We start from the raw sequence: 16,086 nt of genomic DNA, 5'->3' as shown, positions 1-16,086 counted from the left end.
AAAATGTAAGCCGCAGATAAAGCAGGTCTGTTCGGGCGCAGGCACGTTCCTTCCGGTGACCGCTTACGCGGAGGCAAATTTCATGAGCACGAACCACGTTACAGGCGGAACGGCACGTCTGAATCTTTCCGTCCATCCGATCTGCGCCTTCTTCAAACAATACTGGCGTACTTTTCAGGAGGAGCGGCGGCGTCAAAAATTGCGGACCGCTTTGTATGCACTCAACGATCATTACCTCAAGGACATCGGGATTTCGCGCGGCATGATCGAACATATTGGCTCGCACCCGACCGTCGACCCGCGATTTGTCGGGAGAGACTACCTGGAGAGTGGCTGAAGATGGAGCCTATTGGTTCGGTCGCAACGGTCCGCTTGTGGCCCATCGCTGCCGTATCCCACGGCCGAGGATATGTCGGCTGTCACGGGAAGACCGGATCACACTTAAACCGGGCTAAAACGTCGCGATTGACCCTAAGCGGTCCTCGAATCCACTTGTGTTAGATGGTGCGCACCGCAATTTCTGAGATATCATCCGTTTGCGGGAAGTCTGGTACTCGATGCATCTTTACTGTGTGCGGAGCAGCAGGAGGTGACACCATGGCCGCCAAAGCTTTGTCGGACCTTACGCGGCTGATTAACGGTTATCAGATTTCGCAGGCCATTCACGTGGCGGCCCGGCTTGGCATAGCCGACCACCTTAGTTGCGGGCCCCTAGGCAGCAACGAACTTGCTCAGCTCAGCGGATCGCATCCGAGGACACTCTATCGGCTCTTGCGGGCGCTGGCTTCAGTCGGTGTTTTCCATGAGGCCGAGAACAAAACGTTCTCGCTCACCCCGATGAGCGAGTGTCTCCGTTCCGACTCGCCGACTCCACTCGACGGCTGGGCCGCATATGTCGGCCGACCTTATGCCTGGCAGGCCTGGGGCCATCTTGAACACAGCGTCCGCACCGGCGGAGGTGCCTTTCGGCATCTCAATGGTCAGAGCGTATGGGAGTATCGCAGCACCCGTCCGGAAGAGAACGCGATCTTCAACCGAGCCATGACGGCCAATTCACGCGGCGCGATTGAAGCGATTATCGCCGCCTACGATTTCAGCAGCTTTCGTCACGTCGCGGATATCGGGGGTGGTGAAGGCCAGCTGTTGGCGGGAATTCTCGCCGCAAACAAGGGCCTGCGCGGAACGCTGTTCGATCAGCCGCACGTGGTTGCCAAGGCGGCGAAAGTTCTGAACCAACATGGTGTCGCGGACAGATGCGAAATCGTCGGAGGCAGTTTCTTTGAAACCATCCCGGAGGGAGCTGACGTCTATGTGATGCGGGCGATTATCCACGATTGGGACGATAAGGAACCGATTTCTATCCTGAAGACCTGCCGCCGCGCTATAACGGCTGGTGCCAGATTACTCCTCATTGAACGTGAGGTGGACGCGCCGAACGAAGGGCCGATCTCCAAATTCAGTGACTTAAATATGCTCGTCATGCTCGGGGCGCTTGAACGGAGCTATGACGAGTATTCCGCGCTATGTCGAACAGCCGGATTTGAGATGCGCGGCACAGCTCGCGCAGGCTCGCACTTCCAGGTCATCGAGGCAGTTCCCTACTTAGACTGAACCAGTGCGGGTCCTTTCTTCACGGCCGCAGGGTCTGCATCCGATACGCTTTCACAACCTGAGGTCTGGTTATGACCCAAACCAGCCGTTCTGGGGAGAGCCAAATCGCACAACTCGTCGTCGCACGCGCCAGCGGCAAGGTGCCACATACTATAGTGGAGGGTTGTGCTCAGCGGGCGATACACGCTTAGGCTTGGTTGAGTTATGGTAGTATGTTCGTTGCTGCCTGCTAACCTGAGGCCATATGAGTCTGTGGTACTTTTTGAGCGACTGGTTCGCAGGTGTCCCAACCGTTGGAGTGCTGTTCAAGCGATCATGATCAATGTTGCATGGGCATGCATCCTCCTCTTTGTAATGCTAATTCTTCAGCTTCCCGCTGAATACGCAGCTGTCGTTTACTTTGGTGTGCTTGTTGCGAACTGCGTGGTGGGATGTTTTTGCACTTCAGCGCGCGCAAATGCGTGATTGAGCGACACCAATTGTGCCCATAGCCGTCCTTCTGCCCCGTTCCGCCAATTTGTCCGCTTTTGGCCCTCAGTGGAACAACGAGGCGTCGATCGTCAAGTCGGCTGTCAGCATTAAACCGCACCCGAACTTGATTTCCGCTTCGAGAGCCCCCGTACGAGCGGAGCGGACGCATCGTCGCGATGACAGCGCCACAGCTTCCAGACGGGCAATAGGAACCAAGACGACCGGTACGCAATTGGGATGCAATTCTCCATGGAGGCGCTTCCCGATGCTGTAAGCGTCGATTCCTGGAGCGCGTTCATGAACCTATCAAAGAACTCCAAGGGAGGCGCCAATGTCTGACGTCGTAGCAACGTCGCCCATGCAGTATCTTGACAGAGCGACCCGAGCTTTGCAGGCAATAGGTATTGCCCCGCCCCAGGCCATGGAGGCTCCAATTGCCGGGTTGCTGGAGAAAATCACCGCTCTCGATGAAGATCGAATCGTCATCATCGCTCGCACTCTCGGTCAGACCAGCGTCTTCAACGAGGTCGTCCGCGAGCAAGTTCAGGCGATGGAGATCGGCGAACGTTACCGTCAGATCACCGAATCCTTCAACTCCATTCGCGATGACACCAAGAAAATGGTCGACCAGCTGGAAGACCAGAAGATTGATCTTTTCGAACGCATCAACAACGTTTGGATGAAGCTGTCTCGCGGTGATGTTGCCGATCGCTTTGATGAGATCAGGCAAGTTTATCTTGACGTCACACGCTCAACGAAGGACCAGATCCAGCGTGAGCAGGTCATTCTGGACGCCTACCGTGACTTCCGCGGCGCGCTCAAGCATGCTGAGGTGATGGCGCTGGAGGTGCTCAAGATAGCGGAGGAAAGCCTCGCCGGCGCCCAGGCGCAGTTGCAGAAGGCGTCTAGTGCCGTGGCCAATTTCACGGGACAGGAGGTATCTGAACGCGCACGGCTCGAACTCGCCCGTGACGAGCAACTCCGGCGCACCCAGGACGAGGAGAAACGCTATCAGATCGCCAAGGACCTCTCGGACAACCTAACGATTGGCTACAACACGTCTGAGGTCGTCATGGCGCGGCTCATGCAGATGACAAACGCCAAGGAGCGCGTTTACGCGCAAGCCGTGACCTTCTTCTCGACCAACGATTCCGTCTTCACGGCTCTGAAAGCCTCATTCACGGGCATGTTCGGCCTAAATGAGTCGACACAGACCCTGAATGAAATGAAAGAGGGTGTGTCCCGCAGCCTCGAAGTGCTGGCTGAAATTGGCGATCAGGTCGGAGAAGCTGCCGTCAGGGCGGGGTATGGCCCGACGATCCGCGCGGATGCGGTCAAGAAGCTCGTGGATTCCGTGATCACGTTTCAGGAGCGCTCCCAGGAGATCATCGGGGAAATGCGACAACTTGCGACACGGAACTCGGCCGAAATCCGTGACGCGGTCGAGGAAGGCAAGCGCCGCATCGCGCGTCTCGTAGCGGAAGGACAGGCACTGCCGGCCAATGGCTGATCAAGCTGCATCGATGGAGCAGGAGCCCTTGAAGGCTCCGTCGAGCCTCAATGACGTGATGCTCGCGATGGACGTCGTCGACACGCTGCGCCACCAGGAGAATCTCGTCAGTCGAGAGCTGGGCGAAGAGCAGCGGGACGCCCAGCTCCTGAAGCGATTGCGCGAGATCTATCATGGGCAGGGCATCGAAGTGCCTGACAGTATACTGGTGGAGGGGGTGCAGGCTCTCAAGGAGCAGCGCTTCGTCTATAACCCGCCTCCTGCCAGCTTCGCCCGCACGATCGCGCTTGCCTGGATCAATCGTGGTCGCATCGGTCGGCGTGTAATGTCTTTGCTTGCGCTGCTGGCGTTCGGCTGGGGCGCTTACCACTTCGGCGTAGTCGAGCCAGCAAATCGACGGGCAGCGCAGGAACAGGCTCAAGCGGAGCGTACCAGGGTCGACCTGGCCGAGAGGCTGCCGGCAGCCCTGGAGCAGAAGCACGAGGATCTCCTGCGGGAAGCGAAGGTGCCAGCAGCGCGGGAGAAGGCCGACGCCCTTCTTGCGGATGGAACAGCCGCCATTGCCCGCGGCGACGCCGATGGCGCACGGAAGGCCGTCGACGATCTCGACACGCTGCGCGCGGAGCTGCGCCGGGAATACGTCCTACGTATCGTCTCGCGACCAGGCGATGCGACCGGCGTGTGGCGCATACCGCAACGCAATCCGGCCAGCCGCAACTATTATTTGATCGTTGAACCGGTCACGCCTGACGGGCGCGTTCTAAAGCTACCGGTGACGAGCGAAGAGGACGGCCGCACCGTCGAGGTCTCAAAGTGGGGCGTGCGTGTGAGCGAGGCAACGGCCATGCAGGTGCAGCGAGACAAGAACGACGACGGAATCGTGCAGCAGAATAATCTCGGCGAGAAGCGGCGCGGCCAGCTAGACGTGGAATACAAGTTGCCGGTACTCGGCGGGGCGATCACGCAATGGTAAGACCATGATATCCGGAAGGCAGGCGCTTGCCGAGATCGAACAGTTCATCCAAAAGGCTCGCCAGCAGGAGGCGCAAGTCGAGCGGGCCTATGCGAAGGCGACTGAGGAGGTGGGTCGCCTCCGCCTCCAGCGTACGGAAGCGTTCCGCGAACTCGCACGTCTAAAGCTTGACGCAATCAGGCAGAACCAAGTCGTCGGCGAGTTGGATGTAGCGGAGCGTCAGGCCATCAGCCTGCTCGAGAGCCGTCAGCAAGCCTTGCAGCGATTGACCGAGCGACGGCACGAAGCCGAGCAACGGGTGCGGCAAGCGGAGGCCGAGCGGCAGGCTGCCTTGGATGAACTGCAGCGGGCCTTGGCCAACGCGGAAACGATTCGTAAGAGCGTCGAAGCCAAGATCAGCCTCAACCGCGAATGGATTTCTGTGCGGGCGCGAGTTAACGAGATCACCGGACAAGCCCAGCAAGCCGAGAAGAAGGCCATACAGGCGGAAGCCGACCGGGAGGAAAAGCGCCGTCCTTACGAAGCCGATCCGCTGTTCATGTACTTGTGGAGCCGGAAGTTCGGAACCGCCGCCTACCGGGCAAACCCGTTCACCCGCTACATGGATCGCCTGGTGGCCAGCGTAGTCCGGTATGACCAGGCGCGGGTCAACTACTCTCTTCTTAACGAAATCCCCGAGCGCCTACGCGACCACTCCAGGAAGATTATCGAGAAGCTGCAAGAGGAACGATCCAAACTGAAGGCCCTGGAGCGCAAGGCGCTCGTGGACGCTGGCTCCGAGGCTGCTGAAGCTGAAGTCGCCAAGGCGCGGAACACGGTAACACATCGCGAGCGCCAGCTTGAACAGGCGCGCGCGGCCCTGGCTGCTCAAGACCGCGCCTATGACGCATCGATCCTCGAGGGGGACGCTCCCTACCGTGATGCGGTCGAGCTGCTGGCAGTCGCCGACCAGCGCGAAGATCTGCACGAACTCTACGAGGAGGCCACTCGCACGCCGACGTCCAAGGACGAGGAGATTGTCAGGCGGATTCAGTCTACGGACGCAGCAATGAATCTGGCGCTACGACAGGCAGTAGAGACCCATAAGAGGCTCAAGGAGCTTGCTCACCGCCGTGCGACGGTCGAAACCGAATGGGCGCAACTCCGGCATCAAGGCTACGACACGCCTTACGGCACTTTCGGCAACGAGGCATCACTCGGAAACGTCCTTGGAGGTATTTTGACCGGCGCTGTTGGAGGCGCGATACTGGGGCAGGTTCTACGTGATGGCTTCCACCATGGGCCCAGCCCATGGGACTCGGGCTTTGGCGGAGGGCTGCCGATCCCGCCGCCGGATGGTTTCGGGACCGGAGGATCCTTTGGCGGCGGAGACTTCAGGACGGGTGGATCATTCTGATTCCACCATGCAGGCTAGTATCCCGTATCGTTGGCATGGAGCCGCTACGTGGAATCGATGTGAGCGTTGCAGTAGGTCGCCGCCGAGAGGCCAGTCGACTGCAGAATGCGCATCTTGTCTCTCTAAGCGGAGCCCGTCCGGGCATGGCCGGCGAGAAACCAGCCGCATGGACCCTTTCCCGCGCACTTCAATGCTGGCGAGCGAAGCGCGCTTAAACACCTCTAGGAGGATGCCGACAGACTCCCCGGATTGCCCAATATTTGATGTCCGCTTCTGGCCCGTAGCTGATGTCTTGCGGCGCTCGCGCCAACGTCCGAAAGTGACCCGAAGCGGACATGATGCTCAGTTTCCGCGAGGCCACTCGAGCAGCCATAATCCGAGGTAATGGTTGTAGATCAGACGACCCTTTGTCCCTACTTCGCGCAGAGCCTCTGCAGCCGCTTCACGGCAATTCGTCGCTTGGATGTAGTCTTAAGACGGTCTCGTAGTTGCGATACGCACGAGCGGGTAGGTCAATTAAAATTCGGAATTGTGGAAATTGTCAACGTGCCTGCAGTTTGTCAACGCAGCCGAAACACCTGAGGCGAGCTTAGAAGCTCATGGAAAGGATGGCTGCCAAGCCCAAGGCCGCTATGGCCCACGCCAGCACATGCAACATCCAAGGCTGCATCCAAGGCTGCATCGTTGCCTCCTGCCAGGACGCTGTATCGGGATCGCGAAAGTTAGTTGCGATAGATCAATGTCCTTGGAAAAAATCAGCGGGTGCTCAGAGAGAAACGCTACTGGTGCGAGCACCGGGTTGAGTGCCGCGAACTGCGATGATGGCGGCCATTGATTTCTCGCCGGACGTGTAAGAGATTTGACTAATCGCCGGGGGGATGGAAATGGACGATCGGGACGCCATAGCGAAGGCCTTCTGGCAGACTGAGAACGACTGGAATACCGTTCTCATCCTGATCACAAAATCACAGGACCACTTAATTCCCACACATATGATGTCGTGGGCATCCTCGTGGGTAAGTGCCGGCGGCAACACGAGTAGCCTCATGGAACATTGTAATCGCTACTTTGAAGAAGCTTATTTTGCGCACGGTGGGACGGGTAATCCTCCAAAGTTCACGCAACTCAAGCGAGAATATCTTGAGAATGCTCGCGAACCTGCGAGCCAGACGTCCACTCCGAGCGCTGCACAAACCTCAACGTCTCCCCAAGGTGGTGCCACCTCCGCTGGTGCGCTTATACTTCTAGGGATCGTCTTTGTGCTGGCAATCCTTTTTACCCGCTAGCTCACGACGCGGTTCGGCCGCGGCAAGTTGGCCCATCGGCGAAGTGCGCCTCGGCGGTCGCTAATCCGCTCGTTAAGCCAGAGCAGCTCAGATTTGCTCAACCTGAGTTCTTCGCATTTTGACCCATCAGCGAAGTTGCGCGTGGTCTGACGGAGGTCCGCTCACTGCGGCAGAGCGGACGAGATTTGCTCAAGACCCAAAGCAGAAGCTGAGCCTGCACTCATGCCCCCGGATCGAAATTAATTCTTGCGGTTGTTCGCGCCTGAAGCCGGGATGTGAGTATCGTCAAGGTCCTCAAGCATTGGCAAGGTCAGCAACCGACGCTGAAGGAGATGTGTAGCAGTAATGCTGTCGCAGTTTGGCTTGCCATTGCGTTCTAGGAGGGGGAACAAATGTTTCTCGCTTCGTGGAGCTGGAGCAGACAGACGTCTGTCGGGGATGGCGCATGCAACACCATTGACCTAAGCCACTTTCAATGAGCCCGAGTGAACCGCTACGATGCCTTCACCATAGAGCTTAAGAGCGCACATGAGACGGCGGGAGTTCATCACGCTTCTTGTCGGCGCGGCACCTCTGTGGCCGCTTACGGCGAGCGCGCAACGTTCAGCGGCACCTGTTATTGGTGTGCTGTCGGTGGGTTCCCCTGACATTGCGAGTCCTATGATGCAGCATTCGAAAGAGGTCTCGCGGAGAGGGGTACGTAGTTGGAAGAAACGTTACGATAGAACGTAGATGGGCGCGAGGAAACCACAATAGGCTTCCGGAGCTCGCTCAGGAGCTCTTGCATTTCAACCCAGCGCTGATCATCGGAGGGGGCAATGTGGTTGCGCTCGCGGCAAGGAAAGTAACTTCAACCACTCCGATCGTATTCATAATCGCGTCAGACCCCGTGAAGCTCGGACTTGCAAAGAGCTTCGCTCATCCCGGGGGCAACGCCACGGGCATATCTATGATGACAGCGAGGCTTGTCCTCAAGCGTCTCGAACTGATCCAGGAGCTGCTCCAACAAAAGGCTACCGTCGGATTTTTGGTAAACCCTCACAATCAAGACTTGCTTCAGGAAATTGACGAAGTTGCCCGTTCGACCGGGCGGACCTTGGAAGTAGCCAAGGCGCGCAACCAGGATGAACTAGAACCCGCTTTCAGACATCTTGTTAGTGCTCAAGTCGGGGCGGTCCTCGTGGGCAACGATGCGATATTCTTCAACCTACGTGCGCAACTTGTCGCATTGGCTGATCGTCATTCGCTTCCGGCGTCCTATGAATTCCGCGAATTTCCGGCCGCCGGTGGTCTGATGAGCTACGGGCCGAGCCTTGTCGCAAACTTTGAAAAGCCGGCACTTACGCTGCACGCATTTTAGGAGGTGCTCGGCCGGAGGATTTGCCCATTCAGCAGCCCACGGAGTTCAATTTGGTTCTCAACTCAGCAACCGCGCGATCCCTAGGCATCGAAATCCCGCCATCACTGCTCGCCCGTGCGGACGAGGTGATCGAGTAGGACGATGCTGCAATGCACGAGTCCAGAACTGCCCGTGGCGGACCGTAGTTCAGAGTGCCGCAAGATCTGCTTCCTGAGAGTGACCCGAACGTAGTCTGGAGCTATGCGATCGACCCACAATTCGAATGCAAGGAAGTCGCTCGGCTTATTGCGCCTGGCCTGAACTTTGAAAACCATGATCCAGACGTTAGCACCGGCTGCACTAGTCCGGCTTTCGCAAGGGGGGCCACACTCAACCCGCTACAATGGCCGCAAATGCAGCGCGAAGCCCTCACAGCTGCCCGCAGTGCTGCTAGGAACGACGCTGTCGAATTCTGCGTTGTCTGATGCAGGTCACGTTGGACCAGCGGGGGCGGCTCCGGGCAATGTCCCTCCCTCCAGTGTCGAGCCGGGGCCGCACTCCCGTATCGTCCTTTCGCCGTCATCTTCTGAGCAGAAGCCCGAGGCTGCGGGCGGTTCGCCTGATCGACCCCACATGTCTTCGAAGTTTTTTTGCTGTTTCAGCTGACTTCGCGCGTTGTTTGACCAAGTTGATTAGGAGCTGAAGCTCACCGTCAGTCCAATCTTTCGGCTTGAGATCCCGCATCGCTCCTCCGATTCGGATCCCGACATTAACAAATGTGAAATCGATTCGCGCTTCCGTAGTTCTTCTGGTTCGCCACAACCTGAGCCCTGATGGCCCTCAGGTATGTGGGCCTCAAAAGTCGCGACCCGGTCAGGGTGGCTGCCGGGGCACTGAGGGTTTCTCCGGCTTAGGGGCGGCTGCAAGGACGTCGGAAGTACAGAAGTGATACAGGCGGCGGTGCAGACAAGACCACCTGCCGAGCATTTGGCGGCGGCATCTTTTCACCTGCCGCCAAGAAACGATTGCACCACAACGTGCTGGCGATTGCGCTCTCTTCGCTCATTGGGAGGTGAATGAATGCGGCAGTCTTGTGCCTTCACCTGTCGGAGAGCCGCCGTTCTGCTCGAACTCGGCGGGGGACAGTCGGGAGGTGCACGCTGGCGGCATTTGCGTGGCAAAGTGCTGCAAGCACTTGCAGTTGAGGCCTGCGACTTTTTAGGAACGTCGGATCCAAAAGCAAGTTGCGGGATCAAACAGGCTTCAAGGATCAACGTCATGGCCAACTCTCCCGAAATGGCTCGTCCGAGCCACCGCACGCCCCCTCAGACGAGCGAGGTCGTTCCCGCTGATGAAATTCGCACAATCATGTTGAATCAGGTCGCGTGGGGCGCCGTTTTCGCGGGTGCAGCGATCGCGCTTGTCATGCAGATTATTCTAAACATGATCGGCCTAGGCGTGGGTTTATCCACGGTAGACGTTGGGGAAGGTAGCACGCCCAGCGCAAGCTCGATGTCGGTTGGTGCAGGCATCTGGTTTATAGTTTCCGGCATTCTGGCTGCGGCACTAGGTGGCTACGTAGCCGGTCGGCTTTCTGGCAAGGCGTCTGCTTCAACCACGGCTTATCATGGACTAATGTCATGGGCAGTCTCAACGCTGGCAGTGATGTATCTGCTTTCTTCCGCCGCTTCGGGCTTGGCTGGTGGCGCTCTCAGCACAGCATCTTCCGCTTTGGGCGGAGCGGGAAAAGCGCTCGGAGGGTCGGTCCAAACGGCAGTTCAAACGGCAGCGCCTACGCTGAACAATGTTAGCGATCCGATGGCTGCCATCGAAAGCAAAGTTAGAGGCGCCTCGGGAGGGCAAGATCCCGCCGCGCTTCGTGATGCCGCGGCCACAGCCGTCCGCGCGGCCCTAACGGGTGACGCTTCTCAGCAGTCAGCGGCTAACGACAAGGCCGCCGAAGCTTTAGCCAAGGCTCAGAACATATCACAAGACGAAGCAAAGGCGCAGATCAGTCAGTACCAACAGCAATATAAAGAAGCGGTAGCCAAGGCGAAGGAGCAGGCAAAGCAGGCGGCGGATACAGCTGCCAAGCGTGTCTCACAAGGTGCATTGTTCGCGTCAGTGGCATTGTTACTGGGCGCCTTGGCCGCGTTCTTTGCAGGGCAAGCCGGGGCCGTGAATCCAACAGTGTCGGCGCAAGTCGCCCGTCGATGACAACAACGACCCGAGAAATTGACTCAGCTCGAACAACCAAGTTTGTCAGCTCACCGAAAGTCGTCGCTTCAGCGCCTTGTCCCTCGTTCGTTGAAAAGCATGCGACCTAATCATGCATATCATCTCTGGCAGATGATCAGGAAGGTGGTCGCACGCGGACGAGCGGCTCCAAACGATCGTCTTGGCGCCCATTGCTTCACGCAATCGCTCCGAGTCTTGTTGGACTAAGGACGAGGTGAGTGTTCGATAAGCTGATCTTGCAGCCTCTTGCGACACCACGCTCGCATCGGCGCCGGTCCAACTATAAGAACTTAGCTCCAAGCTCGCGTTGCCCGGCAGCTCTGTCTATCGCGAGCGCTTCGCAAACCTTGCGAAAAAATTAAGAACGATGCGTTGTTTCTCGCGTTGGACGCATGTCCATAGAGGAGGCAAACATGCAAGGACAATGCGTGGTAGCAGTATACAACTCTCGTAACGACGCAGAGGAAGCGTACCGTGCTGTGGTCGGTTCAGGCGTTCCAGCAGATCATGTGAGGCTGAGCAATCAGCCATCACAGTCAAGCAGCGAAAGAGCAAGCGCCAGCTCGGATGGAGAAAGTTTCTGGGACTGGCTGTTTGGAAGCGATGTGCCGGCAGACGAGCGCCGCCTGTATGAAAGCCACATGGAAAGGGGCGGCACCGCATTGTCGGTGCTAGTGGATGCTCCCACCATGGCCGATCTTGAACGCATCGAAGGTGTGCTGCAAGAGTACAATCCGGTCGAGATCCACGAAGAAAACGGGGGCGGCTCGACAGCGGTCGGAAGCGGAGTATCAGGAAGCTCGGTGAGCCAAGAAGGGTATGACTCTCAAGGCGATGAACGCGAGAAGGTTATCCCTCTCCCGGAAGAAGAACTGAAGGTGGGCAAACGGGCCACCGAAACCGTCAAGCATATAAGAACTTACGTAGTCGAGGAGCCTGTGCAGAAGGACGTACAACTGCGCGATGAGCGAACTGTGATCGAGCGCCGTCCAGCTACGGGAGCTGCGACAGGGAAACCAACGGAACGGGAGTACGAAGTGCGAGAACTGCATGAGGAGCCCGTAGTCCAGAAGGAGACTCGAGCCGGTGAAGAACTGGTGGTACGCAAAGAAGCGGCCCAACGTACTGAGAGAGTTGCTGATACGGTGAAGAAAACCAGGGCCGACATCGACAAGACTGAGCGTTGAGCTTAGCTGATCAACCGCCGGCATCGAAGATGGTATGGCGAGTGAGGGCGGCTTTGGCCCGCTCTCACTTGCTCGGTTATTAGAATAGTCGTGCGTCAGAGCGAAAACGCCACCAATCTACTTCATCGGCCTTACGGATTCTAGCTCACATGGACGTTAGACCGGACGCGGAGCAGTGCTCACTCGAGCGCCGATTTTGGCCCTTTGCGGTCAACTTCTGCAGGGACGCGCATGTCCGGTTATGAGGTACAATCCGACATTATGATCTTTATGATCTTTGCCGCTGGGCCATTAACTCATGTCAGTCCCAAGCCGCTCAGTGACGACTATATTTCGGAATGGCGTGGGTATTTGACTTGGTTGGAGGAGTGCTGCTGACGCTCGATGGCGGGAAAGTGGTCGCCTCCGTGAACAGTTTTGTTCGTGGAGTCAGTCATGTTGCTTTCAGAAAAATTCAGTGAGCGAACCATTTCCGATATGGATGTGTCGCATTGGAGCGAGTGTGTAGATTGATGCCGCTGGCATTCGAAGTCATCCAGCCGGAAAGTTCGTGGCGGAAAAGATCGTCGAGTGCGCCAACAAGCACACGCAGACGCTCGGCGGTTTGACCGAGGCGGGCAGGCGGGCGGTCGCTGAACTCGCGGCCGAAATCGTTGAAACGAATTGAGCTACTGCAAGACTTTCGGCAGCACGAGCACAATCTCGATTTCCTGCTTGAGGATGCGGCTGGCTATGTCTGCGATGAGCAGAGAGAAGTCGTCCTCTATCGTAGCGGCTGCAGGTTCGTCCTTGGCGTAGACGTACAGTAGAGGACCTTCAACCTCAGCAAAACGAACACCGGCAAAAACGCGGTCGAACTCAGTCGCTCCGAGGATCGCAGCTACGCGAGCCTGAATGGCGAAGTCCTGAATGTCGGTTAAGTTCATGCTAGCCAGATGGATATTAGGTACGGCTAAACAAGAGCGCCTGCAATCACTTGGCACGAGCGTTTGTCCACATGGAAAGCTGGTTGAGCACCCTTGGCTGGAGGGGCGTAGACGCGAGCGCACCCGTAGGAGGAAAGGACGGCCAGGTCCTGTCGTTGCCGAAACGAGAACTCCCGTTTGGCGGAGAGGGTGTTTGCGGCAGGAACGCTATCGGCTTGGTGTTCCCGAGCCGTTCGGCGGGCGTTCTCGTTGACGTTGAAAATACAACCGGGAATCGAGATCTCGGTTGTATGTGAGAACACGCTCGGAACGCCGCCTCAGCTCCGCGGTTGGAAAGTCGTGAGTAAGGTAGGTAAACTGCCCGCCGTTGGCCCCCAACCTGACGGTGGGCTTTTTGTGAGTTGCGTAAGTGGCGAAGCGTACCAGAAGGGCACCGGCCAAAAAGCCACGTGCCGCTATGCCATTCTTTATCAGCCCCCAGCTTGCGACCTTGAAGATGAAAGCGCCTTCGGGGTCTCAGTGGATTCATGAAGTCAAATACGATGGCTACCGCGTCCAGCTTCATATCGATGGTGACGACCGCAAGGTCTTTACCCGCAATGGCCTCGACTGGACTCATAAGTTCTCCGTCATCGCCGGCGCCTTTGACATCCAAGGACAAGCCATCGTCGATGGCGAGGTGGTGGTCATCCACGAGAACCGGACCAATTTCTCCGAACTCCAGGCAGACCTCGCCAGAGGCGAACAGGACCGCTTGCTATTCTTCGCGTTCGACCTTCTGTGGCTCGATGGCAAGGACCTTCGGAAAGAGCCGCAGCTTGAGCGGAAGAGGCTGCTGCAGGATTTGATTGATCTAAACGAGCTGGGGCAGCCCATCTTCTACAGCGAGCACCATGAGGGTGACGGGCAGGCATTGTTCGAAGCTGCAAGGAAGCTGAATTACGAAGGTATCGTCTCCAAGAGAGTTGACGCCCCATATCGGTCGGAGCGTGTGGAAGCCTGGCAGAAGGTTAAAGTCGTTCAGAAGGGAAAATTCCCCGTCGTCGGGTTCATCAAGGATCCAACCGGCGTCGCCGCTCTCTACCTCGGCAAAGAGAAGGGGAAAGAACTGGTCTATATGGGCAAGGTCGGAACCGGCTGGAGCCGGACGACATCGCGCAAGATCAGGGACGCCCTGGATACGGTAGTGAGCCCGAAGCAGAAGCTCACCAAGCCCGTCAAAAAGCCGAAGGCCACCTGGGTGGAGCCGAAGTTCTACGCAGACATTGAGTACCGAGACATCACGTCGGAAGGATTGCTACGTGCGAGTTCCTTCAAGGGGTTGTCTCGGAAATAACTTATGTTCCGCCGGCCAGAGCGTTCGTGCGCATCGTTAGGAACGCAGCTCAGAAGGCAAGCTTGGAGCGCATTAGATCCTTCCGCCCCTAGACTAGGCCTCCGCCACCCGGAGGCCTTTCCTGGCGTATTGGTCCATTTGTCGCAGGCGACAATCGGCTGCAACAAAAGCTCCCTTGGCGACTTCTGCTTTCGGCAGGAGACCCATTTGAATGACCGACGCACTGGATAGACAAGCGCTTGAAGTACGGCTGGCCCGGTGCCTTGAGCTAGCCAAACAGTTTCCGACTGGCCCCACCGCTCAGATGTTAGAGGATCTGGAAGTCGAGCTGCGCGACCAGATCCGTGTCCTTGAATTTAAGCGATTGGCCTGAGCGCACGCGATATCGGGTTGCGTTCAGGGCTACGTCTGAGACGCTGGGTCTCCCTTTGCCAGTTGGTCAGTGCGCGCTGGAAAGGTTGCGGTGAAAATGGTGCTATCGTCCGTCGAAATGGCAGAGATCTCTCCACCATGCGCCCTTGCGATTTCCTGTGAGATATAGAGACCAAGCCCCAATCCCTTCTGGTTAGGCAGAACGTCACCGCGATGAAAGGCAGTGAAAAGGTGCGGCATCGCTTGTGCCGGGATCGGCGGTCCTTTGTTTATCACCTGGATCCTAAAGCCCGCATCATTGGACCTCGCAACAATATTGATGGGCTCATCGGGCGCGCCATATGTAATCGCGTTGCCGAGCAGATTGGATATCATCTGGCTCAATCTGCCCGCGTCCACGTTCACAGCCGCTGATGCGTCAACAGCCGACAAGATGCGGCGGTCGGAGTGCACTCTCTCGAACTCGGATACGATCTGCATGATGATGGGCTGCAAGTCCTGGGGGTGAGACCTCAGCTGCATCCCGGAGCCCAAACGGGAGCGGGCAAAATCCATGACATTATCTATCAACCCCGCCATCCGATTGACGCTACCGTGCAAGAGTGCAATCCAATTTTTTCCTTCCTGATCGACCTTCTTCTCCAGGAGCCTGAGACCACCCTGGATCGAGGCAAGCGGATTTCGGAGGTCATGGCCGAGGACGGCGATAAATTGCTCGCGAAGCTCGGCATTCTTGCGTTCCGCTGCAAGCTTGCTCTCCGTCAATTCCACACGGTCGGCTGCGTCGAGATGCGCCGCAATCAGTTCTGCAAAGAGCTTGAACATGCCCACGACTTCGGGGGTATTCAGCTTGCGCGGTTTTGGGTCAATCGCGCAGAGAGTTCCGAAGAATGAACCATCCGGAAGAACAATCGGGACCGAGATATAGCTCTGGAAACCGTACTGGGCCGGCGTATGGTGGTTGCAGTACTCTGTATCCTCGCTGACATTATCGATAATCACAGCCTCGCGACTCTGACGAATTTCGTGGCAAATTGTGCTCTCGATTTTCAGTTCGTCACCCGGCTTCAGTCCGAAGGCAAGGTCGTCTCGTGAAGCACAGGTAATCCATCTGTCCTCGGTGACGCGGGCAACTGCGGTAAACCCCATGCCCGTCGTTCGGCTCACCACGTCTAGAATGGTCGAGACGGCGGCAATCCCGCTTACTTTCGCGATGTCATGTTCGAATTCCATCCACCCCTCACACGCAGGAACTCATATCCCGGTCTGAACGCTGCTTTAGCCTAACCAGATAAATACCTATCTGCACAGCGCGAAATGCGCCCTGCAATGCCTGCATGCCCGCCCGCCTATTTTAATCAGCGCTCTTTGGTTATAGCGGTAGCGAGCTTTGTCTCGCTGAACTGGCCGACGTCTTGATTGCGGTGAACATCCGTCCGGA

Annotated in this window: 14 protein-coding genes; 12 read left to right on the top strand and 2 right to left on the bottom strand. The window is 57.4% G+C overall.

Annotated features, from left to right (window positions below; all coding sequences use genetic code 11):
- Window positions 1-82: 82 nt before the first annotated feature.
- The 10 genes from I6F09_RS18040 (at window position 83) to I6F09_RS18000 (ending at window position 12,011) form a co-directional block, all read left to right on the top strand.
- Window positions 83-337: a DUF1127 domain-containing protein gene (locus I6F09_RS18040; RefSeq protein WP_225188668.1), complete on the top strand. Its 255-nt coding sequence runs from the start codon at window positions 83-85 to the stop codon at window positions 335-337.
- A 260-nt stretch (window positions 338-597) separates the two neighbouring features.
- Window positions 598-1,611: an acetylserotonin O-methyltransferase gene (locus I6F09_RS18035; protein ID WP_225188667.1), complete on the top strand. Its 1,014-nt coding sequence runs from the start codon at window positions 598-600 to the stop codon at window positions 1,609-1,611.
- A gap of 802 nt (window positions 1,612-2,413) precedes the next feature.
- Window positions 2,414-3,592, top strand: coding sequence for a cell surface protein (locus I6F09_RS18030; RefSeq protein ID WP_225149805.1), 1,179 nt, complete (start codon window positions 2,414-2,416; stop codon window positions 3,590-3,592).
- The gene (locus I6F09_RS18025) at window positions 3,585-4,565 is read left to right on the top strand and encodes a DUF6384 family protein (protein ID WP_225188666.1); all 981 of its coding nucleotides are present in this window, start codon (window positions 3,585-3,587) and stop codon (window positions 4,563-4,565) included. The genes I6F09_RS18030 and I6F09_RS18025 overlap by 8 nt, the downstream gene beginning before the upstream one ends.
- Before the next feature lie 4 nt (window positions 4,566-4,569).
- Entirely contained in the window at window positions 4,570-5,961 is a 1,392-nt protein-coding gene (locus tag I6F09_RS18020; protein ID WP_225188665.1) for a hypothetical protein, read from the top strand.
- Between the two features lie 884 nt (window positions 5,962-6,845).
- Window positions 6,846-7,247, top strand: coding sequence for a hypothetical protein (locus I6F09_RS18015; RefSeq protein WP_225188664.1), 402 nt, complete (start codon window positions 6,846-6,848; stop codon window positions 7,245-7,247).
- A 670-nt stretch (window positions 7,248-7,917) separates the two neighbouring features.
- Window positions 7,918-8,607 carry an ABC transporter substrate-binding protein gene (locus I6F09_RS18010; protein ID WP_346730121.1) on the top strand — a complete coding sequence of 230 codons (690 nt, stop codon included), beginning with the start codon at window positions 7,918-7,920 and terminating at the stop codon, window positions 8,605-8,607.
- A gap of 20 nt (window positions 8,608-8,627) precedes the next feature.
- Entirely contained in the window at window positions 8,628-8,744 is a 117-nt protein-coding gene (locus tag I6F09_RS37570; RefSeq protein ID WP_276573866.1) for a hypothetical protein, read from the top strand.
- Between the two features lie 1,138 nt (window positions 8,745-9,882).
- Window positions 9,883-10,803, top strand: coding sequence for a PhnA-like protein (locus I6F09_RS18005; RefSeq protein WP_225188735.1), 921 nt, complete (start codon window positions 9,883-9,885; stop codon window positions 10,801-10,803).
- Between the two features lie 434 nt (window positions 10,804-11,237).
- The gene (locus I6F09_RS18000) at window positions 11,238-12,011 is read left to right on the top strand and encodes a YsnF/AvaK domain-containing protein (RefSeq protein WP_225188663.1); all 774 of its coding nucleotides are present in this window, start codon (window positions 11,238-11,240) and stop codon (window positions 12,009-12,011) included.
- A gap of 668 nt (window positions 12,012-12,679) precedes the next feature.
- Here I6F09_RS18000 and I6F09_RS17995 read toward each other — a convergent pair.
- Window positions 12,680-12,937, bottom strand: coding sequence for a hypothetical protein (locus I6F09_RS17995; RefSeq protein WP_225173121.1), 258 nt, complete (start codon window positions 12,935-12,937; stop codon window positions 12,680-12,682).
- 409 nt (window positions 12,938-13,346) lie between these two features.
- Between I6F09_RS17995 and ligD the strand changes: the two genes are divergently transcribed.
- Complete coding sequence (ligD, locus tag I6F09_RS17990) at window positions 13,347-14,273, top strand: non-homologous end-joining DNA ligase (protein WP_225188662.1); 927 nt, start codon at window positions 13,347-13,349, stop codon at window positions 14,271-14,273.
- Between the two features lie 211 nt (window positions 14,274-14,484).
- Window positions 14,485-14,646, top strand: a complete 162-nt coding sequence (locus I6F09_RS17985) for a hypothetical protein (protein ID WP_225188661.1) — start codon at window positions 14,485-14,487, stop codon at window positions 14,644-14,646.
- A 29-nt stretch (window positions 14,647-14,675) separates the two neighbouring features.
- Here I6F09_RS17985 and I6F09_RS17980 read toward each other — a convergent pair whose 3' ends face one another.
- Window positions 14,676-15,878, bottom strand: a complete 1,203-nt coding sequence (locus I6F09_RS17980; RefSeq protein WP_225188660.1) for a GAF domain-containing sensor histidine kinase — start codon at window positions 15,876-15,878, stop codon at window positions 14,676-14,678.
- Between the last annotated feature and the right edge of the window lie 208 nt (window positions 15,879-16,086).

Source organism: Bradyrhizobium sp. IC3195, from assembly GCF_020193585.1.
Classification (GTDB): Bacteria; Pseudomonadota; Alphaproteobacteria; order Rhizobiales; family Xanthobacteraceae; genus Bradyrhizobium; species Bradyrhizobium yuanmingense.
This window is presented reverse-complemented; position numbering and strand designations above follow the sequence as displayed.